This window comes from Cupriavidus sp. 05L310 (assembly GCF_056398185.1).
On sequence record NZ_JBFTOX010000009.1, the window covers coordinates 18,412 to 44,064 of the forward strand.

The 25,653-nt window shown below is 63.8% G+C and carries 24 protein-coding genes; 7 read left to right on the plus strand and 17 right to left on the minus strand.

All coding sequences use genetic code 11. From position 1 onward, the window contains the following. Positions 1-4: 4 nt before the first annotated feature. The 5 genes from AC1DS6_RS08240 to AC1DS6_RS08260 all read right to left on the minus strand — a co-directional run bounded on the left by AC1DS6_RS08240 (position 5) and on the right by AC1DS6_RS08260 (position 4,437). Positions 5-787 (minus strand): hypothetical protein, encoded by a 783-nt coding sequence (locus AC1DS6_RS08240; protein ID WP_477102391.1) that lies wholly within the window; start codon positions 785-787, stop codon positions 5-7. Positions 788-798: 11 nt separating this feature from the next. Then, positions 799-1,674 carry a DUF2092 domain-containing protein gene (locus tag AC1DS6_RS08245; protein ID WP_477102392.1) on the minus strand — a complete coding sequence of 292 codons (876 nt, stop codon included), beginning with the start codon at positions 1,672-1,674 and terminating at the stop codon, positions 799-801. 46 nt (positions 1,675-1,720) lie between these two features. After that, positions 1,721-2,017, minus strand: coding sequence for a hypothetical protein (locus AC1DS6_RS08250; protein WP_045238578.1), 297 nt, complete (start codon positions 2,015-2,017; stop codon positions 1,721-1,723). A 205-nt stretch (positions 2,018-2,222) separates the two neighbouring features. Beyond that, a complete protein-coding gene (locus AC1DS6_RS08255; protein WP_441628094.1) occupies positions 2,223-2,963 on the minus strand; it encodes an acetoacetate decarboxylase in 741 nt (246 codons plus the stop codon). A 25-nt stretch (positions 2,964-2,988) separates the two neighbouring features. Continuing rightward, the gene (locus AC1DS6_RS08260) at positions 2,989-4,437 is read right to left on the minus strand and encodes a patatin-like phospholipase family protein (RefSeq protein WP_441628096.1); all 1,449 of its coding nucleotides are present in this window, start codon (positions 4,435-4,437) and stop codon (positions 2,989-2,991) included. A 374-nt stretch (positions 4,438-4,811) separates the two neighbouring features. Here AC1DS6_RS08260 and AC1DS6_RS08265 point away from each other — a divergent pair, with 374 nt between their 5' ends. The 3 genes from AC1DS6_RS08265 to AC1DS6_RS08275 all read left to right on the plus strand — a co-directional run bounded on the left by AC1DS6_RS08265 (position 4,812) and on the right by AC1DS6_RS08275 (position 8,426). Continuing rightward, complete coding sequence (locus AC1DS6_RS08265) at positions 4,812-6,341, plus strand: sensor histidine kinase (protein WP_477102393.1); 1,530 nt, start codon at positions 4,812-4,814, stop codon at positions 6,339-6,341. After that, positions 6,338-7,012 carry a response regulator transcription factor gene (locus AC1DS6_RS08270; RefSeq protein ID WP_441628102.1) on the plus strand — a complete coding sequence of 225 codons (675 nt, stop codon included), beginning with the start codon at positions 6,338-6,340 and terminating at the stop codon, positions 7,010-7,012. The genes AC1DS6_RS08265 and AC1DS6_RS08270 overlap by 4 nt, the downstream gene beginning before the upstream one ends. A 538-nt stretch (positions 7,013-7,550) precedes the next feature. Beyond that, positions 7,551-8,426 carry a transporter gene (locus AC1DS6_RS08275; RefSeq protein WP_441628106.1) on the plus strand — a complete coding sequence of 292 codons (876 nt, stop codon included), beginning with the start codon at positions 7,551-7,553 and terminating at the stop codon, positions 8,424-8,426. Positions 8,427-8,443: 17 nt separating this feature from the next. Here the strand turns inward: AC1DS6_RS08275 and AC1DS6_RS08280 are convergent, their stop codons facing one another. After that, positions 8,444-9,205, minus strand: a complete 762-nt coding sequence (locus AC1DS6_RS08280; RefSeq protein WP_441628108.1) for a bestrophin-like domain — start codon at positions 9,203-9,205, stop codon at positions 8,444-8,446. Positions 9,206-9,614: 409 nt separating this feature from the next. On the opposite strand from AC1DS6_RS08280, the gene AC1DS6_RS08285 reads away from it, so the two are divergent. The 4 genes from AC1DS6_RS08285 (at position 9,615) to clcA (ending at position 12,916) form a co-directional block, all read left to right on the plus strand. Then, a complete protein-coding gene (locus AC1DS6_RS08285; protein ID WP_441628110.1) occupies positions 9,615-10,262 on the plus strand; it encodes a potassium channel family protein in 648 nt (215 codons plus the stop codon). 295 nt (positions 10,263-10,557) lie between these two features. Further along, a complete protein-coding gene (locus AC1DS6_RS08290) occupies positions 10,558-11,037 on the plus strand; it encodes a glycine zipper family protein (protein WP_441628112.1) in 480 nt (159 codons plus the stop codon). Positions 11,038-11,126: 89 nt separating this feature from the next. Beyond that, positions 11,127-11,525, plus strand: coding sequence for a hypothetical protein (locus AC1DS6_RS08295; RefSeq protein WP_477102394.1), 399 nt, complete (start codon positions 11,127-11,129; stop codon positions 11,523-11,525). Between the two features lie 74 nt (positions 11,526-11,599). Continuing rightward, a complete protein-coding gene (gene clcA / locus AC1DS6_RS08300; protein WP_477102395.1) occupies positions 11,600-12,916 on the plus strand; it encodes a H(+)/Cl(-) exchange transporter ClcA in 1,317 nt (438 codons plus the stop codon). Between the two features lie 34 nt (positions 12,917-12,950). Here clcA and AC1DS6_RS08305 read toward each other — a convergent pair whose 3' ends face one another. The 11 genes from AC1DS6_RS08305 to AC1DS6_RS08355 all read right to left on the minus strand — a co-directional run bounded on the left by AC1DS6_RS08305 (position 12,951) and on the right by AC1DS6_RS08355 (position 25,366). Further along, on the minus strand, positions 12,951-13,541 hold the full coding sequence (locus tag AC1DS6_RS08305; RefSeq protein ID WP_441628118.1) for a PqiC family protein: 591 nt from the start codon (positions 13,539-13,541) through the stop codon (positions 12,951-12,953). Beyond that, positions 13,541-15,187 (minus strand): PqiB family protein, encoded by a 1,647-nt coding sequence (locus AC1DS6_RS08310; RefSeq protein WP_441628120.1) that lies wholly within the window; start codon positions 15,185-15,187, stop codon positions 13,541-13,543. The genes AC1DS6_RS08305 and AC1DS6_RS08310 overlap by 1 nt, the downstream gene beginning before the upstream one ends. Next, positions 15,162-16,421 carry a paraquat-inducible protein A gene (locus AC1DS6_RS08315; protein WP_477102396.1) on the minus strand — a complete coding sequence of 420 codons (1,260 nt, stop codon included), beginning with the start codon at positions 16,419-16,421 and terminating at the stop codon, positions 15,162-15,164. Before AC1DS6_RS08315 ends, AC1DS6_RS08310 begins: the two co-directional genes overlap by 26 nt. Then, the gene (locus AC1DS6_RS08320) at positions 16,418-17,896 is read right to left on the minus strand and encodes an efflux transporter outer membrane subunit (protein ID WP_477102397.1); all 1,479 of its coding nucleotides are present in this window, start codon (positions 17,894-17,896) and stop codon (positions 16,418-16,420) included. The genes AC1DS6_RS08315 and AC1DS6_RS08320 overlap by 4 nt, the downstream gene beginning before the upstream one ends. A 1-nt stretch (position 17,897) precedes the next feature. Continuing rightward, positions 17,898-21,134 carry an efflux RND transporter permease subunit gene (locus tag AC1DS6_RS08325; RefSeq protein ID WP_441628126.1) on the minus strand — a complete coding sequence of 1,079 codons (3,237 nt, stop codon included), beginning with the start codon at positions 21,132-21,134 and terminating at the stop codon, positions 17,898-17,900. Between the two features lie 13 nt (positions 21,135-21,147). Continuing rightward, positions 21,148-22,401: an efflux RND transporter periplasmic adaptor subunit gene (locus tag AC1DS6_RS08330; protein ID WP_441628128.1), complete on the minus strand. Its 1,254-nt coding sequence runs from the start codon at positions 22,399-22,401 to the stop codon at positions 21,148-21,150. Positions 22,402-22,466: 65 nt separating this feature from the next. Next, positions 22,467-22,625: a hypothetical protein gene (locus AC1DS6_RS08335; protein ID WP_441628130.1), complete on the minus strand. Its 159-nt coding sequence runs from the start codon at positions 22,623-22,625 to the stop codon at positions 22,467-22,469. Between the two features lie 55 nt (positions 22,626-22,680). Beyond that, the gene (locus tag AC1DS6_RS08340) at positions 22,681-23,154 is read right to left on the minus strand and encodes a YMGG-like glycine zipper-containing protein (protein ID WP_477102398.1); all 474 of its coding nucleotides are present in this window, start codon (positions 23,152-23,154) and stop codon (positions 22,681-22,683) included. A 196-nt stretch (positions 23,155-23,350) separates the two neighbouring features. Further along, positions 23,351-23,911: a lipid-binding SYLF domain-containing protein gene (locus AC1DS6_RS08345; RefSeq protein ID WP_477102399.1), complete on the minus strand. Its 561-nt coding sequence runs from the start codon at positions 23,909-23,911 to the stop codon at positions 23,351-23,353. Positions 23,912-24,070: 159 nt separating this feature from the next. Continuing rightward, positions 24,071-24,457 carry a response regulator transcription factor gene (locus tag AC1DS6_RS08350; RefSeq protein WP_441628136.1) on the minus strand — a complete coding sequence of 129 codons (387 nt, stop codon included), beginning with the start codon at positions 24,455-24,457 and terminating at the stop codon, positions 24,071-24,073. Between the two features lie 243 nt (positions 24,458-24,700). Continuing rightward, positions 24,701-25,366 carry an ankyrin repeat domain-containing protein gene (locus tag AC1DS6_RS08355; RefSeq protein WP_477102400.1) on the minus strand — a complete coding sequence of 222 codons (666 nt, stop codon included), beginning with the start codon at positions 25,364-25,366 and terminating at the stop codon, positions 24,701-24,703. Positions 25,367-25,653 lie beyond the last annotated feature (287 nt).

Here is a 25,653-nt window from a genome sequence, read left to right on the forward strand (position 1 = left end):
ATGCTCAGGCTGGCGTTGGCACCACGCGATAGTAGACGCCGTTGGCGCCATAGGAGGGCTTGAACCACGTGTTGCCGCACAAATAGTAAGTGCCGCCCTGCACGGTGGGCGTGATGCAGCCCGCTGGCAGCGTCGGGTAGATCGCCCCCATCGCAAACGCCGTACTGGCCGGGGCAGCGGCAGCCGTCGCCCCGGCGACCACGCCGGCGTTGTAGGCATTGGATGTGGCGGCGGCCGTATTCGCCGATGCCACGGCCGCGCCTGCCGCCACGCCGACCACCACGCCCGCCGCCGCGGCCCCTGCGGTGGACCAGCCACCGCAGTTGTAGCACCCGGACCCGTAGTTGTTCACGACGACCGGCGGATGGTACGCGGGGTACGTCGCACCGTAGTAGGGACTGTGGTACGCCGTCGCGCCCGAGGAGTTCGTATAGGTCGTATAGCCGGATCCCGTGGCGTGCGTCGCCGTGCCGCCATACGCACCGGTGGCGGTAGTGCCCTGCCCGTAGGTGTGGGTCGCGGTCCCGCCATAGCGGTTGGTGGCGGTCGTCTGCCCAGAACCTTCCGTGTGCGAGGCGGTGCCGCCGTAGCGGCCGGTTGCGGTCGTGCCCTCGCCGTAGGTGTGCGTTTCGCTGCCACCCCAGGCGTTGCTCCGGGTCGTGGAATCCGAACCGGGCGCATGCGAGGTCTCGCCTCCGCGATAGTTGGCGTGCGACCACGCCCCCGCAGGACCGGCCACGAGCGCCGGGATCAGCAACCCCATCAGATGCATGACGGCTTTCTTCATGATGCGTCTCCTCATTGCCCCTTGGCAGGCTTGAACTTCGGAGGAGGCTTCATTCCCGGCCCACCCTTTGCATCCGGCGGCTCGAACGCAATGCGCGCCGCGCCGGCCGCGCTGGCTGAAACGAAGGCGCTTGCGGGAACGGCGGCGTCCAGTTCCCAGTTGGAGAGTTCCAGCACATGGCGCAAGCGGGTACGGTCATTGAGGTAAACGGCATAGATGCGGCGCGGCAGCTTGTCCTGCGTGCCGATCCAGGCCTGCACGAACACATCCCCGGTGACATACGCCACCATGTCCGTTGTCGTATTCCCGACCACGCCTGACTGACCGATATAGAACGCGGTCTTCAGTCCGCCGGCGATGTCCTTGTAGGGATCCGTGACGATCACGTCGGTAAACGGGAAATAGATCGCCGCGGTATCGTAGGCCTTCTGCAGCGCGGCGTCGATGGTCGGCGGCGCGTCCGCGACGGCGACGAGGTTCTCTGCCGGCGCAAGTGCCATCATGCTCTTGCCGTCGTAGTAGAACTCCGAGGGGGGCCCGTCTCCGAGCGTGACGATCTTGAGCTTGTCCGGCCGCTGCATGACCACCTGCGATTTGGTGGAATAGACGAGCGGCGGACCGAGGCGGCTCGGACTTTCATAGGAAACGACGGCCGTGAACGCCATCGTCCTGGCAGCGGCCAGGCGGGCGCTCGCCTCTTTGAGGATGTCTACCGCGCGCGGTTCGATGCCGGCCTGGAACGCCGGCGCGGCAGCCTTGGGCACCGGCTTGGCGGCGGCCTTCGGCTTGTTCTGCGCCGGCTGGGACGGCTGTGCCATGCCGTTCGCGGACAGCAGCAAGCCCAGCACCACAAAGGCTGCGCGCAACAGCAATTTCTCGTTGATCATCGCGGTCTCGGTAGATCATTCAGTCTGGTGTTGCACCCGACGGCGATCACGGAATCATGCCGCACTCGAACATCTTGTTGACGATCGGCGCCGCCACCCTGTTGATGAACGCGTTGCGCATCTGCGGATCGTCGCGCAGCAACTGCACGGCTTCCTGCTCCTTCGCGGGCTTCGGCTGCCCCTGTTTCTGGGCTTTCTCCTGCCATAACTGCTCGCAGGACGCGCGCTGGTACTTTTGAACGAGCTTCTCGGCGACCTCGTTCATGATCGGGTACTGAGCCCTGGCGACACCCGCAAACAGCAGCGCCGGCACCACCGCAAACCACAGCAGACGCCTGGTCATGATCTTCCTCGCTTCGTCGTGTCGATGATGGTGACGAGGCAGCGAATGTGCAGGCACTATCGCTTCCGGACACGCTGCCTGACCCTGGATTCCCTCAGCACGGGTCCGTCACGACCTGACGCCAGGGAAGAGCCATTCCATCCATAGACTATGCAACCCGCCGGGGGGCCGATATAGGACCATGGTCCAATGCGCGCGAACGCCATCACGCGGCGAGATAATCGTGGACCACGGTACCCAGCCCGAGCGTCAGGTCGGTCAAGATATGCACGCCCGAGATCACTTCGAGCACCGGCAGCGACGCAACCGGCGCGAGCGCGTGATGAAACAGCTCGAGCCCGGCCGGCCCTTCCCAGGCCCCCTTCACGGTGATGTCTTCGCAGAAGTAGCGCACCAGTTCGCAAATACGAGCGGTGCCATCCACATGCGGAATGATCTTGAGCAGGAAGTTGGGTGCCGACAGCGACGCCAGGATCTTGTCGTGGTCAAGCGCCCTGTGCTTGTACCCCATCGTCGCCACGGCGATCGGGACCGGGCCGTAGCGCAACACGCCGCCGATCGTATCCTTTTCGATGCGTAGCTGCGGCGATGCCAGCTTCTTGGGAAAGCCCCAGATTTCACGGCCCGCCGCGATCGGCGATCCATCGTCGAGAAACATCGCGTGCACGTAGCCGCCGGTTTCGCCGCGAAAGCGCACCGGGATCACCTGGCCGCTTTCCGTATAGTCGCCGAAGCCGGTCGAATCCGGCATCCGGATAAATTCAAACTTCACGACCGGGTCGGTCATCTCCAGCGGGGCGGGAATGACGGCAGCCAGCGCGGCGGGATCGGTCCGGTAGGTAACGATCAGAAACTCGCGATTGATAAAACGATAGGGGCCCGGCGGGAACGCGGGACTCGTGAGCGGCATCGCGAAGGCGAGCCTCTTGATCTCTGCTTCGGTCATGGCGTGTGTTCCTGTTGGCGGGGCGCTACGAGGTCATGTCGTAAATGCCGATCCCGCTGGTAAGCGCCAACGCTTCCTTCCATTTCGGACTGGCGACGGCGCGGCGTGCGTCCTCAAGCCCGCCGTTCCACAGATCGGTCACCGTGGCGCGCGAGAACTCGTAGTCCTTGAAATCGGAGGATTGCGTGTTGTGCCGGTTAATGAAATGCAGCAGCGCGACGGTGCCGCGCGTGCTGATCGCCGTGAGCCGCTCCACATCCGGATCCGACTGCAGCGCCTTGGGCAATTTGTCGATGACACGGCGCAGTGCGCCGCGAAGGCCTTCGATTTCCCTGACGCGCATCGTGTTGAAGCGCGTCTTGCTTGCATACTGGATGTCCTTGACTCGTTCCTGGACCTGCCGCAGATTCTGCGGCATCTCGCCCGCCCCGCTGAATACATCGACCTGCAAGACCAGCGCCCCCAACCGGAAGTTCTCGTCGACGATGTACCACAGCGGCGAGTTCGAAACGATGCCGCCATCCCAGTACAGTTCCCCGTCCACCTCCACGGGCGGGAATCCCGGTGGCAGCGCACCGCTCGCCATCACGTGCTCGGGCCCGATCTGCATCTGCGCGTTGTCGAAATAGACCGAGTTCCCGGAGCGCAGGTTGACCGAACCCAGCGAGAGCCGCACATCCTTGCGGTTGATCACGTCGAAGTCGACCAGTTTCTCGAGTGTTGCCTTGAGCGGCCGAGTGTCATAGAAACTCAGGGCTTCGATGCTGCCGTCGGGTGCCAGGAAAGGCGGGGGAACCCGTGGCGTGAAGAAGCCAGGAACCCCGAACGTTACCGAGGATGCCGCGCTGAAGGCATTCAGCATCGGACGCCACGGGTCCAGGTAGGCAGGTGGAATAAATGGCGCATGCGCCGACATCCGGTCCCAGAATTCGCTCAGGCGCTCCACGCGGCGCTCCGGCGCATTGCCGGCGATCAGCGCGGCATTGATCGCCCCGATCGAAACGCCGGCAACCCAGTCAGGCATCAGGCCGCAGTCGGCAAGTCCAGCAAAGATGCCCGCCTGGTACGCACCCAGCGCGCCGCCGCCTTGCAGGACCAGAATCGTATGGTCGAACCTTCCCCCGAGCGCGGCTGCATCCGAAGGGGTCGCTTTTTTTGGCTGCGCCATGATCGTTCCCGGGGAATGGAGCCGGTGGTGAGACGTGATGAGATTGTGGAGCGCTTCACCCGCGACGATAGCGCCGCGCTCAGAGCCGTGCGCACAGCCAGGCTCCCTGACGTCGGCCTGGCCCGCCGTGGCGAACGCAGGCACGAGAGGCTGAAAGCGGGACCATGCGGCCAGCCAAATACACTCACCTGAAAAAATAGTCCGCGTGCAATGTGCCGGCAATTGGACCTTGGTCCCATTCGATCGCGAATTCGAGCATCCGGCCGGCCTCACCCGCTGGGTATCGCCGCTTTCGTAGTTGCGCAATCGAGACTAATGCCTTTTACAAAGGGACGACAGCGCCTAAACTTTTTTTGCCCATATGCCACTTGATAACCGGTTTGCCCTGGCCGCCAGTGATGCTTCATTCACCCCAGCGCCCTGTCGCAAGCCAGTATCCGCCAGCAGAAACGGAATTGCGTCGCGTTTCAGGGACGCGATGCAGCAACAAATCAAAGAGGGATATGGGACAGGTTCGCTTCATGGCCCTGCGGAGATGTCCGGTAACGCGCACGTTGTTGCAACTGCGCAAGCGCCTGATACGACCGCATGCGCGCTGAGTTGCTCGTCTGCTCGCCGGCTTGCCGACGGCAGCGGGTTCGCGCAGGCCGCGCGAACCACTGACAGGGGAGCACGGCGCCATGACCATCGTTCACACCGCTGCCGTCCTGGAGGCTGCGCTCATCGCACTGCTGCTGATGTTGCAGTTCCGGCGCGCGCGCCATCGCCAGGCACCCGCAGCCACGGATGCGCCGATCACCCCGGCCCTTGGCACAACAAAGCCGCCGCACCGGCCTTTTGCTTTTAACTTCCTGCGTACCCGTGTCGCCAACGCAACGTGGGAGCAGCAGGCCACAGGATCGTCCGCGGAACAGCCATGCCCTCGCGAGGCGCCAGGATCTCGCCAGTCTTGGCGGCAGAGCTGGCGCCCCATCCGCGCGCGCCTCACTGCCGCCGGCGGGTTCCGGCGCACCGCCGCTCACCATGAGCCGCATGAAGCCCTTGCGGAAGCGCGCGGCGATCTGCCAGAAAGCGCCCGCGACGCCACGCAGCGAGTGCAGCGCGACGAGACATTGCGCTGCACGCTGGAACTGCTGCCGTTTGCCATATTGATGACGAATGCGCACGGCCGGATCGTGCTGGCCAATGCCAGCGTGGCAACGCTCTTTGGCTATCGCCAGGATGAGTTGATCGGCGCTAGCGCAGACGCGCTCGTTCCCGGATTGCAGGGCGATCCCGTCCGCCGTGCCGGCGCCGTGGACGCGCCGCTGGCCGGGGCGACAGGCGGTACGCGTGACCTGTTCGCGCGGCGCAAGGATGGCACCGAATTCCCGGCGGAAATCACAGCCAATCACGCTGCGTCCGACGGCGACCCGCTTACGCTGACGGTCATCATTGACCGGACAGAGCGGTACGAACTCCAGCGCAACAGGCAGGAGCTCGTCCACCTGACTCGTGTCTCCACGCTCGGAGAACTGGCAAGTTCGCTCGCGCACGAATTGAACCAGCCGCTCACGGCCATCCTGAGCAACGCGCAGGCAGCCCAGCGATTCATGGCGAAACAACCGATCAATCTCGCCGAAGTGCGCGAGATACTGCAGGACCTGGTCGATGACAACCATCGCGCGAGTGAAGTGCTTCGCAGGATCCGCGCGCTCGTCAAGAAAGGCGAACTCGAGGCGGCGCCGCTCAGCCTTGCCCGCGTCATCGGCGATGTGGTCCTGCTGGTGCACAGCGACGCGATCGTGCGCGGCATTCGCGTGCTGCTGAACGTCGATCCCGGACTGCCGCCCGTGCAGGGCGACAGCGTCCAGGTGCAGCAGGTCGTGCTGAACTTGTTGCTTAACGCATTCCACGCGACGGAGTCCCGCTCGGCGCACGATCGCGAGATCGTGGTTGGCGCCGCGCTCGATGGCGCCGGCATGGTGCGCGTCTGGGTGCGCGATCGCGGACCCGGCCTCGCCGCCGACAAGCTGGACAAGCTCTTCAAGCCGTTTTATACGTCGAAGCGCGAGGGGCTCGGGCTAGGGCTGTCGATCAGCCGCACTATTGTTGAACTGCATGGGGGCCGCATCTGGGCGGAAAACAACAGTGGCCATGGCGCCACCTTCCATTTCACTTTGCCCATCGCCACTGAAGCCGAGTTCCTTCACTCCGGACAACGACCATGAACCACGCCACACCAACCGTCTTCGTGGTGGATGACGACGACGCCGTGCGCCGGGCGTTGACGCGCCTGATCCGCTCCGCAGGCTACCGGGCCGAAGGGTTCGGATCGGCGCTCGAGTGCCGTGCGTACCTCGAATGCGGTCCTCCCGCGGACTACAACGCCTGCCTGGTACTCGACGTGCAACTGCCTGACTTGAACGGCCTGGAGTTTCAGCGCGAATTGCGCGGAGCAGGCATGCCCCTGTCGATCATCTTCCTCACCGGACACGGCGATATCCCGATGAGCGTCAGCGCGATGAAGGCGGGCGCGACCGACTTCCTGGTGAAGCCGGTCAGCGATACCGACCTGCTCAATGCCATCGAGACCGCATTGGGGAGCGCGTCGCAAGCGCTCGCGAGCCGCATCGAAATCGAATCGATTCACAATCGCATCGAGCGGCTTACGCCGCGCGAGCGGGAAGTGCTGGCGCTGGTGGTCGAAGGCCGCCTGAACAAGCAAATGGCTTGCGAACTGGGCACGGCCGAAAAGACCATCAAGGTCCACCGCGCCCGCGTGATGAAGAAGATGGAGGCACATTCACTGGCAGAGCTGGTGCGGGTCGCCGATAAGGCTGGCATTCATCTGCCGTCCCCTCACCAACCCCGGAGCCCCGCGTCAGTCGCGGCAACATGACTGCGCCTGCGTGTGCCTGGCTCCATCCGTGGATCTTCAGTTGCAGCCCTCATGCCGGGCCGTCCTGGCGCATGTCTTCCCGCTCGGGCTTGTATATACGCCCTTGCCATTCTTGGTCTTGGCCTCTCCGCCCTTGCTCGTCTCTGTCGTCGTCACGCCATTCTGATTTTTTTCGGACATCGCAGCGTTGCCCGTGTTCCGGTTATAAGCACCAGCCGATTCTCCATTGTTGCAAACCACAACGCCGCGCGCGTTGGTGGTGCATTCGGCAAACGCGTTCGAGCAAAGCATCACACATGCCAACAAAGCTAGAATTCTCATGGCTACCCCTTGTTATGGCCGGCACAAGGACCTTGCGCCATCGCATACTCTGCTACAGAGTAGATCATTTCCGCCGGCTTCCCGTGCCTCTGGCAAAGACATGCCGATTGACTCGCGTTCCACCCAATCAAAGTCGGTTGAAGCGCGCAGATGGCGCGCGGACCGGGCAGGATTAACGACACGTGCCGTACGGCGCCTTCGGTACGCGAGCACCGGCATGATCCTCCTTTGGGCAGTCTCCGGGTCTGCGCAGGAAATGGAGCCGCGCGCCTATTCCGCCGTGCCGGTCGGAACGAACTTCCTGTTGATGAGCTATGCGCGATCGAGCGGCGAGGTCCTGCTGGATCCTTCGCTGCCGGTGACCGACCTGCAAGCCACGATCAATACCTACGCAGCGGGCTACTCCCATAGCTTCGGGATTGCGGGACGTACGGCAAGCGTCGCGTTGTTGGTTCCTTACGCCAATGCGGACCTGACCGGCAACGTCGAGGGCGCGCCCGGGCACGCCTACCGGTCAGGCATGGGCGACATCAGGATGAGATTTGCCGTGATTCTGCTGGGTGGCGAGGCACTCACACCGGAACAATTCGCGCGACGCAGCCCCACCGCTTCACTCGGCGCCAGCCTCAGCGTGGTCGCGCCGACCGGCCAGTACCTGCCATCGCGCCTGGTGAACGTGGGTTCGAACCGTTGGGCATTCAAGCCCGAGATCGGGTTATCCCAGCCTCTCGGCAACTGGTTCGTGGAGGGAATGGCGGGCGTGTGGTTCTTCACCGACAACAACGACTTCTTCGGCGGCAATCGGCGCAGCCAGGAACCGCTGCCTGTATTCCAATGGCACGGAGGCTATAACTGGCGACCCGGCCTTTGGCTCGCTGCGGACGTGACGTATTTCACTGGCGGTCAGACAAGCGTAAATGGCGCTCAGGGCCAGGATCTGCAGCGCACCGTGCGCTACGGCGCCACGCTGTCCGTTCCGCTTGCGGCGCAATGGTCCGCGAAGCTCGCGTGGTCGCGCGGGCTGACAGCACGCATCGGCGGCAACTTCCAGACCGTTTCCATCACGCTTCAATACCGGTGGTTTGACCGCTGACCTGCTGGCCCGCCGACCTACTGGCCGAGATGGGCGAGCGCGTCGCGCATAGGCGCAAGCGACACGCTGACCAGCCCGTAGAGCGGCGTGCTCATCTCCTCGATCAGGAAAATCGCCCCTGCCGTCGATAGCGCGCACATCATCAAGGCTGCAATGATGGTCCCGTTGCGGTCGGCGAACAAGCCGAAGGTGCCGAACACAATGGAGAGCCACAGCACCAGCACGATCAGCAGGGATATCGGAATCGTAGCCTTCGTCTGCAGCAACGCCAGCCAGCGCGCAGCAAACACGTTATCGATAATCTGGAGGGCTTGCGCCTTCAGTTGACGCTGCCGGTCGTCGCGGGGCGCCAGTGCCTCCAGCGCGCGCTGGAACTCTTCCAGCCGGCTGACCGCTTCGGCATTACCCAGCGTCCCCAACTGCGTCTCGTCCAAAGAACCGAGGATCTGGACCTTTTCGGCGTAGATACTCTTGAGCAAGCCCCGGACCTCGCGCGTTTCCGGCCCATACTTGGCCAGCACGCGATCGAGATGGATGACGCTGGCGGAATTCTGCACAAGCTCGGCGCTCGTGGTGTCAAACGTGCCCTTTGCCGACGACACCAGCAGCCCGAGCACCAGCGCGGCCATCGTTGCGATCAGGCCGGTCGCCATTTTGACAACACCGATTGATTGATCGCTGAGGTGGTTCTCCGGCAGCACGGCGCGCGTGTACATGCCGACCAGCGAACTGCCGAATACGCACACGAACACGATCAGGGCGATGACGATGTGATTCATGCTTCAACCCTCCGCATGTGGTCATGAGCGCAGCGCCCGTGGGTATCCAGAGAGCTACCCGAGAACACCGCGGCCCGGCGGACCTGGCCTTGCCCCCCCGATTCACTGGGGTCCCCGCCGCCTCGTGCGGCACGCACCGCGGATGGCTGGCACGACATATTGGGATGGCAGGCGCCGCGACGGAGCGGCATTGGAAAAGAGGGACCCAGCCATATCTTGCTCCCCGCTCGCCATGACGCAATTGGACCAAGGTCCCATAGTGCCGGCTCTTCAGTGGTGCTAGGTTCACTGCGCAATGCGTCGAGACTGTGCGCCGGCATGGCCCCGCCCGCTTCCGACGCGGATGGGAGCGGCTATGGCACATGCGCAATGGTGGCGTGAGCACGCGCAGCAAATACGCGCCGGGAGCATGGTAGCGCTCCTGGTCCTGCTCCTGCTGCTCGTGTTCGTCGTACCGTTTTCAGTGGCGCCGGACAGCTTCTACGCGCGGCTGATGCGGGAGTTGCTCCTGTCGCTGATTCTCCTGACCGGCGTGGCGGCGGTGTCGGACCGCCGCTTGCAGTTCCTGATGGTCGCGCTGGTCGCCGCTGCGGCCATCCTGGTGCGCTGGGCGGGATGGCTCTTTGCGCCGGCGCATTCGCAGGGGATACTTGACGAAACCGTGCTTGTTTCACTTGGCCTTCTTGGCGTGGTCATCGGGATCAAGGTGTTCAGCCCCGGCACGGTGACATTCGACCGGATCCTGGGCGCCGTGGCCCTCTATATATTGATCGGGGTTGTCTGGGCGGAAGCCGACCAGCTCGTCAGCGTTCACGTTCCCGGCGCCTACACTGGAATCCCGAACACCGACACGGCTTCGGATCGCTCGGTCTGGCTCTACTTCAGCTTTGTCACGCTGACGACGGTAGGCTATGGCGACATCACGCCGGTCGCCAACGCTGCGCGGGCGCTTGCGATTCTTGAGGCGCTGATCGGCCAGCTTTATCCGGCGATCGTGCTTGCGCGGCTGGTGTCGCTACGGGCTGCGGGCGAAGGGTCCGGCGCGAACCGATCGTGAACGATGCCGGAGAGTCTGCGGCGCCGGTACCCTATTGGACCAAGGTCCAATTGCCTTTGAGCGCCAGCGATACCAATATTGCCTACAGCCGTGGCGAACCGCGAAGCATCGTGGACGCATCGAAGCGTATGCGCGTCCTGCAACCACCAGTCACCTCTGCACGAGATGAGCGGCCCGATCCTGGCATTCCCACGGGCCGGGCGCGAGTTCCGGCCTGAGGCCGGAGAGGTTTTCTCACCGTCCCGGATCAATCGGGCGGTGACGCCGTAGCGAATGACACCCGGGACCTGGAGCCATGCAAGGAACTGCTCGAACTCTGATCGGCCTGGCAATCGCGTCGCTGGCATCGGCCGCAGCAGCGCAGCAACCCATCATCTACCCCGCAAGGGGACAGAGTCCGCAGCGCCAGCAAACCGATACCGCGGAATGCCAGTCGTGGGCGCAGCAAACCACCGGCGTCAATCCTGTCGCGCTCGCGGAGCGCATGGCCCAAAGTCCGCCACCCCAACAACAGCAAGGCCGGCTCCTTCGCGGCGCCGGGGGTGGCGCATTGTTCGGGACCCTGATCGGCGGGGCCGCGGGCGGCCACTGGGGCGAGGGAGCCGCGGTCGGTGCGCTCGTCGGCACGATGGGCTCCGGCATGCGGATGCGGCGCGAACAACAACAAATGGACATGCAGCAACAAAGCATGCAGCAGCAGGCATCGGGTCAGCTTTCGACGTACAACCGTGCGGTGGCGGCATGCATGACTGGCCGTGGCTACACGGTCGAGTAGCGATCACGTCAGCATCATCGGGGCGCCGGCCAGCCAGTCCGTTGCCCCGTCTTTCGCTGGCCGGTTCACGACAGGCAGGAGGAAGCGCCATGCTGAAGACATTGCGGGCAACCGCCCTCGCTACCCTTGTTTGTGCAACACCTGCATGGGTGCTCGCCGCGGACTTCGACGGCAGCAAGCCGCTCTTGTGCGCCACCGTCGACGCACACTTCTGCGATATCGGGGAGGTCTGCTATCGAACGCTTCCTGCGATCCTGGGCGCGCCGCAATTCATGAAAATCAATTTCGCAAAGAAGACCGTGTCGGGACCGCAGCGTTCCACCGACATCCGCTTCATGGAGCCAAGCAATGGGCAGTTGCTTCTTATCGGCACGGAGCTGGGCTACGGCTGGAGCATTGCGCTCGACACCAAGACCGGCTCCATGTCCGCGACGCTTGTGAACCGCGAAGACGTGTTCGTACTATTTGGCGCCTGCACACCGTCGTAGATCGCCCCGCGCTCCGCGTTCGCTGCCGTTACCTGCGCGAGCGGCCTTGGCGCTTGCGTAGATATGCGTAGATCATGAACAGCACCGATGTCGACCGACAGCGCGGCGGGCTGGTCGCGCTCGCCATCGCGTCCCTCATCGTGGGAGCGGCCACCGGACTGCTGGGGACGCTCTTCCGGTTGGCGCTTGAGCATGCGGACAGACTACGCGGCCTGTTCGTCTCGTGGGCACACGGGCACGTCATCGGACTGGTCCTCGTCCTGTTCGCCGCCGCGGCCTCGACCGCCCTGGCGGCATGGCTCGTCAGGCGCTTCGCGCCAGAGGCGAGCGGCAGCGGCATCCCTCACGTCGAGGCCGTGCTGAGCGCCGACCAGCCTGCCGCACCCCTCGCGCTCGTCCCGGTCAAGTTCTTTGGTGGCGTGCTCGCCATCGGCGCCGGGCTGGCCCTGGGCCGCGAAGGCCCCACCGTGCAAATGGGTGCGTCGATCGCCCACCTGTTCGGGACACTGGTTCGCCGCAACGCGGACGACTGCAGGGTTCTGCTCGCGGCTGGCGCGGGTGCTGGACTGGCGACGGCGTTCAATGCGCCGATCGCCGGCGCGGTGTTCGTCCTCGAAGAACTGATGCGCCGGTTCGAGACGCGCACGGCCATTGCTGCGCTCGGCGCGTCGGCGGGCGCCATTGCGGTAGCGCGCCTGATCCACGGCGATCTGCCGGATTTCCAGATGGCAGCACAACCGTTTCCCGGTGCCGGAACGGTGCCGGCGCACCTCGCGCTCGGTGTGGTCGTCGGCCTTGCAGGGGTCGCCTATTGCCGCACGATCCTCTGGGCGCTAGCCACAGCCGATGGGCTCGCCCGCTGGCCGGCCGAAGTGCGCGCCGCGCTTGTCGGGGCCGGGGTCGGACTACTCGCGTGGTTTGCTCCGGACCTGGTGGGTGGCGGCGACGCAATCACACAGCGCGCTCTCGCGGGAACGGGCGCGCTTTCCGGCATCGCGCTGGTGTTCCTGATCCGCTTCGGCCTCGGAGCCGTATCGTACGCCGCGGGTACGCCAGGCGGCCTGTTTGCGCCGATGCTCGTTCTGGGCGCGCAGACGGGCCTTGTCTTCGGCAGGATCTGTATTCACTGGTTCCCGGGCGTGGCCGCTTCTCCCGGCGCGTTCGCCGTGGTCGCCATGGCGGCCTTCTTTACGGCAGTGGTGCGCGCCCCGATCACCGGCATCGTCCTGGTGACGGAGATGACGGCAAGCTTCACATTGCTGTTGCCCATGCTCACAGCCTGCTTCACCGCGATGGTCGTCCCCATCATGTTGCGCTGTCCGCCAATCTATGAATCGCTGGGCGAGCGCCTTCCGCAAAAACAGCGGACCGCGGCGAAGCCCGACCCCTGATTCGCTCCATGCGGCCGGCGCCGATCCCAAGTTGTCACTCTCCACGCGTCGTGCGGATCGCCGCGGCAATATCGCGGCAGACCGCGGCCAGCGCCCGGCTGTGCGCAGCGACCAGCGCATCGTAACCCTGAGCGCCGGCAGGCTCGCTCACGATACTGCGGCCGCTCACCGGCGTCCCCTGCTTTGGCGGCCGCACCAGCCACAACACCGAGATCGACGCCGCATCGCCCGGTGCGGAATCAAAGCGCTGGATGTCGACCGCAACCTGGTACGCCGTCGCACGATCAGCCCATTGCAAATAGCTTGAAACATGCGCACCGGGAAACAGCTGGGCCAGGTCTGCAGCCATCACGTTCGCAACCTGGCTCTTCAGCGGCTCGGCCCAGCGGGCGAACTCGTCGATCCTTACCTGCGTCGCATTGACCCGCAACACCAGTTGCGGGCGGTCGACAATGTCCGGCACCGCCACCAGCCCGATCGAGATAGCAAGTGGCGCGACACTGGCCTCAACGGGCACCGTTGTCCGCTCCGGACTCAAGGTATAGAAAACCGCCTGAGGCGAACTCGCGCAACCACCGAGCACCGAAACCGCAAGTACCGCAGCTATCAGAAGAAGAGAGCGCATCACTTCTTGTCCTCCGTCTTGCCGCGAATCAACGCTTCCGGATGGCGTTCGAGATAGTCCGCGAGAGCGCGAAGCGATGCCGCCGTGCGTGACAGCTCCCGCATCGTATCGGCTGTACTCTGCGACAGTGCCGAGTCCGGCTGCATCGCGCTGTTGGCCGAATCGAGCGCCGTGCGCGCCGACACAATCGCGGCGCGCGCCTCCGGCGCCACTTCCGCATCGAGCGTCTTGAGCAGCTTGTCCACATTTTGCAAGGTCACTCGGACATCCTTCCCGATGCCCTCGAACGGCACTTTGTTGAGCTTGGCAACCAGGCTTGTAATCGAGTCCTGAAGAGACTGCAGGCCGCCCGGAACCGTAGGCAACTCAGGCGGCTTGGCGTCCCAGTCCACCGTGGCCTTGGGAGCCGCGGGGAAGAAGTCCAGCGCGAGGTAGAGCTGCCCGGTCAGCAGGTTGCCGGTTCTAAGCTGCCCGCGGAAGCCATGTTCGACCAGCCACACAGCAAGCGCGTGAGGGTTGTCCGTGAGCCTGCCCCCCTTGACTCCCGTCTCATACCGCGACGTGAAACGCTCCGGATAGATCCGCACTTCGACCGGAATGCTGAACTCCTTCTTTTCCCGGTCGAAGCGCGTGTAGATCCCTGTCACCTCGCCCACCACGATGCCGCGGAAATCGACGGGCGCACCGACCGTCAGGCCGCGTACCGATTCCCTGAAGCTGAACACGAATGTCTCGGCAATCTTGTCATGGCGCTTCATCGCCTCCGCACGGTCGCGGAACAAATCGAACTGGGCGTTGGCCTCAGCCTGCGGTCCACTCTCTGCATCATCGGGGGACTGAAACGCGACCCCGCCAATGAGGATCGCGACCATCGATTGCGTATTGACCTTCACGCCGCTTGTATCGAGCGACACATCGACACCGCTTGCGTGCCAGAAGCGCGTATCGGCGTGCACATACTTGTCGTAGGGTGCATTGATAAAGACCCGCAGCGTGACACCATTTCCGTCGGCATCCATGTTGTAGGAGGAAATCTGGCCGACCTGCAAGCGCCTGAAGAAAACGGGAGTGCCTATATCGAGCGAGCCCATATCCTCGCTCTTGAGCACGAACTCCTTCCCGGGGACATCCTTCGCGAAAACCGGCGGGGTCTCGAGGCCGACGAAGTCGCGTCGCGACTTGGTCTGGTTGCCGACGTCCGTGCCGATATACGAGCCGGACAGCAGCGTACCCAGGCCCGATACGGTGCCGCCGGAGATGCGCGGCCGCACGACCCAGAAGCGGGTGTCGTCGACCAGCAAGTCCGACGCGTCCTTGGCCAGTTCAGCGCTTGCAATGACGCCGCGATGGTCTTTTGACAGGATGACGCTCTTGACTACGCCGATGTCCACATCCTTGTACTTGATCTTGGTCTTTCCCGCCTCGAGACCTTCGCCGGTCTTGAAGCTGATGGTGATGGTCGGGCCTTTCTGGAGGATCGCCTGTGCCGCCAGCCAGCCGCCGATCAGCACTGCGATGAGCGGCACCAGCCAGACGAGTTGCAGGCGCCAGCGCGAGTGCTGCGTGGCGACCACCTCGGGAAAGTCAGGCGCGCCGGGTTCGTCGCCTTGTTCAGGAGGATTAGCCACGATCCTTCTCCACGGCATCCCAGATCAGACGCGGGTCGAACGACATAGCGGCGAACATCGTCAGCACCACCACCGCACCAAACGCGACCGAGGCCGGGCCGGCCTTGATCGTCGCCAGCGAACTGAACTGCACGAGCGCAACCAGAAGCGTGATGACGTAGATATCGAGCATCGACCAGCGCCCGACGATTTCCACCAGACGATAGATGCGCGCCCGCCTCTCACGCAACCATCGCGAGTGAAACTGTGCCGAACTGACGAGAAACAGCATGGCGATGATCTTGAGCATCGGCACCGCGATACTCGCAATGAATACCACGCATGCCAACAACCGGGAGCCCGAGGTCCAGAGGTAGACCACGCCGCTCAGGATCGTATCCTCCTCCGAGCCGAAGAGCGAACTCGTGTCCATCACGGGCAGCAGATTGGCCGGGATATACAGGATCATCGCTGCAATCAGGAACGCCCAGGTACGGGCGATGCTGGCCGGCTTGCGAAAGTGCAGGTGAGTGCCGCACCGCGGGCAGCTGCCTTCATGGGCATGAGGAGCCAGCCGCGACAACAGCCCGCAACTGTGGCAGACCAGCAAGCCCGCGCGGGCAGCCGTGGTGGCCGAGGCAGCGATCACGCCACGCCCTCTTACGTGCGATGCCGCATCTATCCGGGCCCACAGGTCGCGAACGTCGAAGGCGGAGGACGCGGCGGCGAGCAGCAGCATCACCGCCCCGAACGCCCACATGGCGACGCCGGTCACCACCGTGGCGATATGCGCGAGTTTGACCAAGGCGACCAGCATGCCGAGGATCAGGACTTCGGTCATGCCCCAGGGCGCCGCCAGTTCCAGGACGCGAAACACCGCGTCGGGCCGGCGCGGCAACCGTCGCAGCCGCAGCGGTAGCAAGAGATACGTCATCGCCAGCATTCTCAGCAGCGGCATCATGAGCGTGGTGACGAACACGAGGCCGGCGAGCGGCCACATGCCGTCGCGATAGAGTATCCGAACCGCGCCGAACAGCGTCGTCTGGACGAGATCGCCGTTCACCGACAACCCCACCACCGGAAACATGTTCGCCACCACGAACAGCACGAGCGCCGCGAGCGTCAATGCAAGCGCTCGGTCGAGGCTCTCCGGCCGGCTCCGATAGAGCTCCGCGCCGCAGCGCCGGCAGCGTGCGATGCCGGCTCTTGGCAACGCCGTCTCACGCTGCAGCAGATCGCACTCGTGGCAGGCGATCAGGCGCGCCGCGGTCATGGCAGTGATTTGCTTGTACCGGAGGGCGATGCGTCCGGTGGTACGGAATTGCCGCCGTCGCCATACACTACCGAGGTCATACGTTCCGCGTCGACCACCCAGCCGCCACCCATCGCTTTATAGAGATTCACGCTTGAGGTAAAGACCGTTCCCTGCGCTTGGGCGTAACTCAGTTGCGCGTTGAAGAGGCTGCGCTCGGCATCCAGCACCTCGATGTAGCTCGTGTATCCGCCCTCGTAGCGCAACCGTGCGAGCCTCGCGTAGGTCGCCAGCGCGTCGACCTGCCGTCCCTGCACAACGAGTTTCTCGCGCGTCTTCTGCAAGGACACCAGCGAGTCCGCGACCTCCTGGAAAGCTACCTGGATCGCCTTCTGGTACGTGAACAGCGCCTGTTGCTGCAGTGCCTCGGCCTGCTTGACCTGCCCGCTGATGTTGCCCGCGGTGAAGATCGGCACCGTCACCGCACCGGCGTATGACCACAACCTGGCCGGGCCGGTGAAGAGCTGCGAGAACTGGGTGCTCGCCGTGCCGAACACGCCAGTCAGCGAGATCGACGGGAAGTAGAGCGCGCGCGCCGCGCCAATCAGCGCGTTGGCGGCGATCAGGTCCTGCTCGGCCTGCCGCAGGTCGGGGCGGCGTTCGAGCAATTCGGATGGCAATCCGGCCGGCACCAATGGCAACACCAGGTCGTCCAGCTTGCGGTCACGCTGGATCGGTTGCGGGTTCTGCCCCAGGAGGATGGATAGCGCATCCTCCTGTTGCGCGATCTGGAGTTCGATCTGCGGAATCGTCGACAGCGAGGATTCGTATTCGGACTGGCTCTGCGCCAGTTCCATCTGTGAAACTTCCCCGCCCTTGTAGCGCAGATCGAATACGTGCACCGACTCTGCCCGGCTTGCCACGGTCGCCTTGGCGATTTCCAGTTGCCGGTCGAGCGACAGCAGATTCACATAGGACGACGCCACGGAAGCGACGAGCGTCAGGATCGTCGCGCGCCTGCCTTCCTCGCTCGCCAGCAGGCTCGCCCGGGCGGACTCGGTCTGACGGCGCAGCTTGCCGAAGACATCGATCTCCCATGCCGCCGAGAGCGTCGCCTGGTACTGGTTGAATACCTGTCCGACGCCGGACGGCAATGTCGTCGTCCCTAGCGGCACGCGCTCACGCTGTGCCCCGGCCCCTGCGCCGAGTTGCGGGAACAACTGCGAGCGCGTGCTCTGGAATTGCCCGAGAAACTGCTCGACGCGCGCCGCCGCGATCTTCACGTCCTTGTTCTCGGCCAGCGCCGTCGCGATCAGATCGTTGAGCGCCGGATCCTCGAACTGCACCCACCACGTCGTATTGACGAGATCCTGAGCATCCGCCTCGGCAAAGCGGAAGGTAGCCGGCGTGTTGACGGCCGGCCGCTGATAGTTCGGCCCGAGCAGGCAACCGCCGAGCGTCAGCAAGGCCATTAGCGAAAGAGCCGAAGTGCGCATGTCATTCGTCCTCGCGTCTGGCGGACGGCGTGGCCGTCGGGCCGCCCGCTCCCGCCCCAATGGAGCCCGGTGCCGGCTCGCCGGGCGCGCCGCCTTCCGGACCGGGAGTCTTCTTGCCTCCGCCCTTCTTCTCCGACATGGTTTCGAGCACGTAGAAGAACATCGGGATGAAAAACACCGCGATCACCGTGGCGCCGAGCATGCCGCCAATGACGCCGGTCCCGATCGAATGCCGGCTGTTCGCCGATGCGCCGAGTGCGATCGCCAGCGGCACGCAGCCCAGGATGAAGGCAAGGGAGGTCATCACGATCGGACGCAGCCGTTCGGTCGCCGCCGTGACCGCGGCGTCATAGACCGACTCACCCTGTTCCCGGTTCAGCACGGCAAACTCGAAGATCAGGATCGCGTTCTTGGCCGCCAGCGCCACCAGCATCGTGAGGCCGATCTGGAAGTAGACGTCGTTATCGAGGCCGCGCAGCAGGATGGCAAGCAACGCGCCAAAGAGCGCAAACGGCACCGCCATCAGCACGCCCACCGGCAAGCTCCACTTCTCGTACTGCGCAGCGAGAATCAGGAACACCATGATCAGGCCGAACACGAACACAAGCGCCGACGAGCTGCTGGCCTTCAGGGCTTCGTACGCCTCGCCGCTCCACCCCACCCCGTAGTCGTTGGGCATCACCTCGTCCGCCACCTCTTGCAGCGTGGAAAGGACCTGCCCCGAGCTGTATCCCGGGGCCGCATTGGCGGTAATCTTGACCGCCGGGAAATTATTGAAGCGCGTCACCAGATCCGGACCGGTGACGAACTTGGTGGTCACCACGGCCTTGAGCGGTACCATGTTGCCGGTCTTGCCGCGCACGAAGATCTGGTCGAGATCCCCGGGCTTGAGCCGGTAGGACGGCTCCGCTTGCAGGATGACCTGCCAGAGCCGGCTCGAACGATTGAACTGCGAGACGTACAGCGAGCCGAACATGGTCTGCATCGCGCTGTACACTTCCTCGACCGGCACCCCCAGGGTTTCCGCCTTTTCACGGTCCACGTTGACCAGCAGCTGCTGTGCCGCCGCATTGAAGGTCGACGTGACGCGGGCCAGTTCGGGCCGCTGCTTCGCCTTGGCCATGAAGTCGTTCACCACGCCCGCGAGTTGCGGGATGGAACCGTCCCCTTTGCTCTGGATCCACATCTCCGTGCCGCCGGTCGTACCCAACCCCGGGATCGACGGCGGATTGACCGGCAGGATGATCCCCTCTTTTACCTTCGACAGCTGCTCGTAGGCGTCGATCAGCACGGCGCGCGCATTCTGCGTTTTGATGTTGGCGAATTTATAGCGCTCGTCGAAGCTCTTGAACCCGATAAAGAACGCTCCGGCGTTATTCTTGTTCTGGCTGTCGAGCAGGCTATAGCCGTCGACCACCGTGACGCTGCCCACGGCCGGCTGCTTCATGAAATAGTCGGTCACGTGCTGTGACACCGCCCCGGTGCGATCCAGGCTCGCGGCGTCCGGCATGATCACCGCCCCGAGCAGATAGCCCTGGTCCTCGGGCGGGAGAAACGAGGTCGGGATCGACCGCATCATGACAACCGCAAGCGCGATCATGCCGACGAACAGCAACAAGGCGACCACGAAGCGCTTGATGACCATCTTCACCAGGTTCGTATAGCCAGCGGTCATGCGCCCGAAGGCATTCTCGAACCACCTGAAGAAGCCCTTCTTTTCATGGTGTCCGGGTTTCAGCAGCAATGCCGCCAGCGCAGGCGACAGCGTGAGCGCGACCAGCCCCGAGAACACCACCGAGATCGCAATGGTAATGGCGAACTGCTTGTACAGTTGTCCGGTAATACCCCCAAGGAACGCCACCGGCACGAATACGGCGCACAGCACAAGCACGATCGCGATCACCGGCCCCGTGACTTCGTCCATGGCCCGTTTGGCGGCGTCCTTCGGATTCAGCTTGTGGACGCTCATATTCCGTTCGACGTTCTCGATCACCACGATGGCATCGTCCACCACGATGCCGATCGCCAGCACCATGCCGAACAAGGTCAGCATGTTGATCGAAAACCCGAGCGCCATCATGCCCATGCAGGTACCGACAATCGACACAGGCACCGCCAGCACCGGGATCAAAGTGGCGCGCAGGCTCTGCAGGAACACGAACACGACGATCACCACCAGCACGAGCGCTTCGAAGAAGGTGTGAATGACGTCCGAGATCGACGCACGGGTGAACTCGGTCGTGTCCATCGCGATTTCGTACTCAAGCCCTTCCGGAAACGACTTCTTCATCTCCGCCAGCGTCTTGCGCACCTGGTTGGACACGTCGAGCGCGTTGGCGCCCGGCTGCTGATAAACGGCGATCACCGTCGCCGGCTTGCCCTGGAACTTGCTACGGATCGAATAGTCCTTGCTGCCGAGTTCGGCACGGCCGACGTCCTTGAGACGCACCATCGCGGCATCGCCGCTCGCCGCGCGCAGGATGATGTTCTCGAACTCGGCCGGATTGCTCAGGCGGCCGGTGGTGGTTACCGCGAATGACTGCTCGACTGCCGTGCCGGTTGGCGACTGGCCGATGCTGCCGACCGCGAACTGCTGGTTCTGGTTGGCGACCGCCTTCTGCACGTCGGAGGCCGTGATACCGAGCTGCGCCATGCGGTCAGGCTTGAGCCAGATACGCATCGCGTAATCAGGCGTGCCGAAGATGCTCGACTGATTGGCGCCGGGTATGCGCTTTAGCGCATCCAGCACGTAGATGTTGGTGTAGTTGGCAATGTAGGTTGCATCGTAGCGTTCGCTGGGCGAGTAGATGGCGAGGACCATCATGAACGCCGAGGATTTCTTCTGCACCTGGATGCCTTGGGCCTGAACCGACGAAGGCAATTGCGGCAGCGCCAGGTTCACCCGGTTCTGCACATCGACCTGGGCAAGCTCGGGGTTGGTGCCGATCTCGAAAAAGACGTTAAGGGTGAAGTTGCCGGTCGATGAACTCGAAGAGTTCATGTAGATCATGTTGTCCGCGCCATTGACCTGCTGCTCGATCGGCGCGGCGACATTGTTTGCAACCACATCCCCGGTCGCACCGGGGTACGTGGCGGAGACGGTAATCTGCGGCGGCGTAATGTCAGGATACTGCGCGATGGGCAGGTTGAGCATCGCCAGCGCGCCGCCGAGCGTGATCACGATCGAAATGACCGACGCGAAGATCGGCCGGTCAATGCAGAAATGGGAAATGTTCATTTCGCCTGCCCGGTCAGTTCGTCGCGATAGTGTCAGACTGACGCCGCGACAGGCTTCGCTCTTCGCTGCGCGGCGTATCGGCGGCGGCTTTCTGGGCCGGCGCCTGCGTGATTTTCAGCGGCGTGTCGGCGACGACGCGAATGGCGCCGTCGACGACGATCCGCTCGCCGGCTTTCAGGCCCGCGTTGATGAACCAGTCATCGCCGTTCCATTCCCCGACTTCGACAACCCGTTGATGGCCTTTCGAATCCTTATCGACGGTCCAGACGAAATGGCTCTTGGAACCCTGCAACACGGCACGTCGCGGCACGAGAATCGCATTGGGGCGCACCGCGCCGGCAACCCGTGCGCGCACGAACTGCCCGGGGCGCAGGGTGCCTTGCGGATTGGCGAACGAGGCCCGCACGAGGAAGGTTCCGGTTTGCGTGTTGAATGCCGGATTGGTGAAATTGATATGGCCGCTGCCCGGGAACAGGCTGCCATCGGCAAGCACAACCGTGACCTCGAAGTCGTTGTTGGGCGGAAACCGCAGCTGTCCCTTCTCGACCTGGTCGCGGTAGGACAGCAATTCATTTTCGGAAATGCTGAAGTTCACCCACATCGGATCAAGCTGGTAAACATAGGTCAGCAAGCCCGTCGCGGCCGCTGTCACGTAGCTGCCGTCCTGCTGCCTTGCGAAGCTCGACAGACCCATGAGCGGGGACTTGATCGTCGTGTAGCTCAGGTTGAGCTCCGCGGTCCGGACCTCGCCTTGGGCGGCGATCACCGCGGCCTCGGCCTCCTTTTCGTTGCCCGTTGCGTTGTCAAGGTCCTTCTGGCTGAGGGCGTTCTGAGCGGCTAGCGGAACCACTCGGGCCAGATTGGCCTTGGTCACGGTGAGCCTGGCCTGCTGCTGCGCGAGCTGGCCTTTTGCCGACTGGAGCGCCGCTTCGAATGGCTTGGCGTCCATCAGGAAAAGCGTCTCCCCGGCACGCACCAGCGCACCCTCGGTATAGACGCGCTTTTCCAGGAAGCCGTCGACACGTGCGCGAATCTCGACCTCGCGCGAACTTTGCGTCTGGGCGGTGAACTCGAATTCGACCGGCGTGTCACGCTGCGCGACAGTCATGACTGTCACTTCGGTTATCGCACGCGGCACTTCGTTCGCCTGCTTGTGGCAGCCGGCAAGCAGCACTAAGGTCGCCCCGGCAAACGCGAACTGCAGGCGGGCGCGGTTGAGCGCGTGCCTGCAACCGACGTTTACGATCCGCGAAGGTGAAATCACCATTTGAGTCTCCCATTGGGAACTCGGACTCTTGGAACACAACGCAAGCAAGCCGGACCCGCAGCCAGCTACGGCGGCATGCCGTAGCCAGACAGCACAAGCACGTCGTCGCGATTCACCAGCATCAACGCCATTGCGCCGGGGATCTCGCCGAGCGCGATAGTCCCCGCGTCTCTGCGCCATGCTGTCGCGGACGCGAACGCGGTTCGCCTTGGTTTCGTTGTCATCTGTGGATCCCCAACTCTCCGCCCCTGCCCTCTACTGCACTACCGCACTACAGCACTACTGCACCGTGTATCCCCGGCCCGTCATGCACGCCGCCACCGCCCGGTTGAACGTGGCCATTTGCTGGGACGCCTGTTGCTGACCCGCTTGCTGCTGTTCGGCCGCGGCCTGGTTGCCGCGTCGCTGGCGCGAGCCACCGACCACGGTCCCCGTGACCGCGCCAGCCGCCGCACCCTTGCCGGCATCGCCCGCGATCGCACCCACCGCAGCGCCTACGGCGGCGCCGCCCGCGGCGCCCCTGACCCGCCCCCCTTGCTGCGGCGGAGCACTTGGCTGGCCGGATTGCTGCGCAATGGCAACGGGATCCACCCCGGTGTTCTGCTTCGCCCACAACTGGCATTCGGCGGTGTCCGAGTTCTGCTTCTGCGTACTCTGCCCCTTGGCTGGATAGATGATGGGCTGCTGCGCGGCGGCACAGAACGCCAGCATCCACGCGATCAGGCCAATTGGGACTCGCTGCATTCGTAGCATGACCTGAGACTCCCCCATATTCCTTGGCCGGCCAGTTCGCTGGTCCTCCGTGAACCAGGCCAACAGGCAATGCCGCGCAATGCACGCCGCCCCACGCTGCTGTCGCGCTCAGGCGAACCTAACGCGCGTCGAGCGCAAGGGGCGCGACGCGCGTTAGCTGTAAGTGGAGCCCCACCGACAGGCACCGTCATCGGCTTCATTTACTGAGCTTGGTGATCTTCTGACCTTGCAAACCGAGGCCGGCCATCAAGCCCTGCTGCCCATAGATGAAGGCGTAGACGTCCGATGTCAGGTTTTGGCTGGTCATGGATTTTGCAACGCCCTCATCCACCACGACAACGCTCGGCCCAACGCCGACCGACAACCCGTCACTATCATTGAGATCGCTCAAAGCCTTGTCGTTCATGAAGAACATTGCCAGTGAGAAGGTCTGGGCGCCCGCCTGCAGGCCATACGAGACCGCCGTGGCGTTGTAGTAGCCCAGCACCCTGCCATCCGGGGCAAACATCACGCCGTTGCCGCCTTGCGCGCCCACGAGGAAGCCCGCTTTCATGATGTCGGGGAACACGAGAACCCCCTTCGCCGCGGTCAGGAGGTTCTTGGTCCTGGGATTCGTATCATTCAGCTTTGCCAGGGCCGCACGCGCGGCCGCTTCCAGTTGCGGGTCACCGCCCACGGTTGACGTCTGCTGGGTCGAACAGGCTACCGCGACCAGCAAGACCGGAATCGCGAGAATAAGCCGAAGGTACTTGATCATGATGCGTGCTCCATTCAGAAAATGACGACATGGTGTAAAGCGCATTCCCACCTGAAGTTCTTGCCGGTTCATATCAATAGTGATATCCGGGTCCCGCTAAAACAATTGGACCTTGGTCCAATAGCCGCTTGCCGGGCGCTCGAAGCCGGTTCGCGTTCCTCACCCCTCGGAAGTCGGATCGATGGCCGTGCGCACGGCCTTGATAAAGATTTCATCGTTAAACGGCTTGCGCAGATAGGCCGCCGCTCCAGCCGCCAAAGCCTGCTCGCGGACACCGGCTTCGTCATGCGCCGTGATGAAGATCACCGGGATGCCGCTGCCCGTGAGCCGCCGCTGGACCTCAAGCCCGTTCAGGCCGGACATCTGCACATCGAGCACGACGCAGCCTGGGCGATATGACGGAATGGAATCGAACATATCCAGGAACTCGTCCCCGGTTTTGAACGTTTCCGATGACAGCCCGATGGAGCGCAAAAGCCGCTTGATGGCACGACGCACCGATTCGTCGTCATCAACCACTGCGACGAACGGTTTGACTTTGCTCATGGCGAAATTCCCCATACAGGCACCGCAGGGCCCCACCTGATTCGACGCTCGATTAAGACTATGACAGTTGGAAGACCGCAGATATTGGACTTTGGTCCAACTACGCGCGAGGATGCGGGCGCCTTCCCGGCGCCGCCAGCACCGCGGCGTACGGCGGTCTGACGAGGCGGTAGCGGAATCCCGGCATGACAGGGGGCCAGGCCGGCATCGGGTGCCGGGCCTGCCGCGCCGCAAGCAAGGCGCTCAGCGCGGCGCGTCCAGCAAGCTCGCCACCTTCGACGCGTGCACCTGCTCCGCGATCTCGCGCGCGGTCAGTCCGCGATTGTCGCGCAGATCCTGCCTGGCACCTTTGGCGAGCAGCAGGCGCACCGTATCGGCCCGGTCGTAGCCGGCCGCCCACATCAGCGCGGTGAGCCCGTTGCCGTAGGTGGCGTTGACGTCCACGCCAGCATCCAGCAACTGCCGCACCACCCCGGCGTGGCCCTCGCCTGCCGCATAGACCATGGCGCTCTTGTTGACGCGATCCGTGGCTGTCAGATCAGGATGGCGCACCAGCAGCATCGCCACGATCTCCTCATAGCCGCCAAAGGCCGCGGCCATCAGCGGCGTGACGCCTTGCACGTTGGCCTGGCTGACATTGGCGCCGTGATCGACCAGCGTGCGCGCCATCTCGGTCAGGCCCCGCTTGCTGGCGGAGAGCAATGCGGTATCGCCAATGCGGTTGCGCGCGTCCACCGCCGCGCCTTGTTGCAGCGTGGCACGCACGCCCGCGGCGTCGCCCGCCCTGGCGGCCGCGAGCAAGCGGGCATTGAGGCCGATGTCGTCGTCGGCCCTTGCCGGCAGCCACAACATGCCCATGCCGCAGAGCAGCGCGGCGATCCCCGCGCGCCATCCTGTGCGTCCGTCCATGTCCGTCTCCCCCGCCACGCATAGGTGGCCAGCCTCATCGCTGCACGTTTCCGGCTAAGTGTGGTGCGTAAGGCGCGCTAATTCAAGGAGCGTCCGAGCGCGTGTTGCGGCGCGGCATGTTTTGATATTGCGGCGCGGCGGCGGCAGTGATGCAAGCGATTGCGATACAAGGTTGTTTTGCCTGCACTCTTTCCTATACTGCTTTTGACCCCGGGCCGCCTCGGTGCGCAACGCGCACATGCTTTTGTCCTGGGAAAGCCGGGGGCACAAAAGAATGCAAGAAAGGA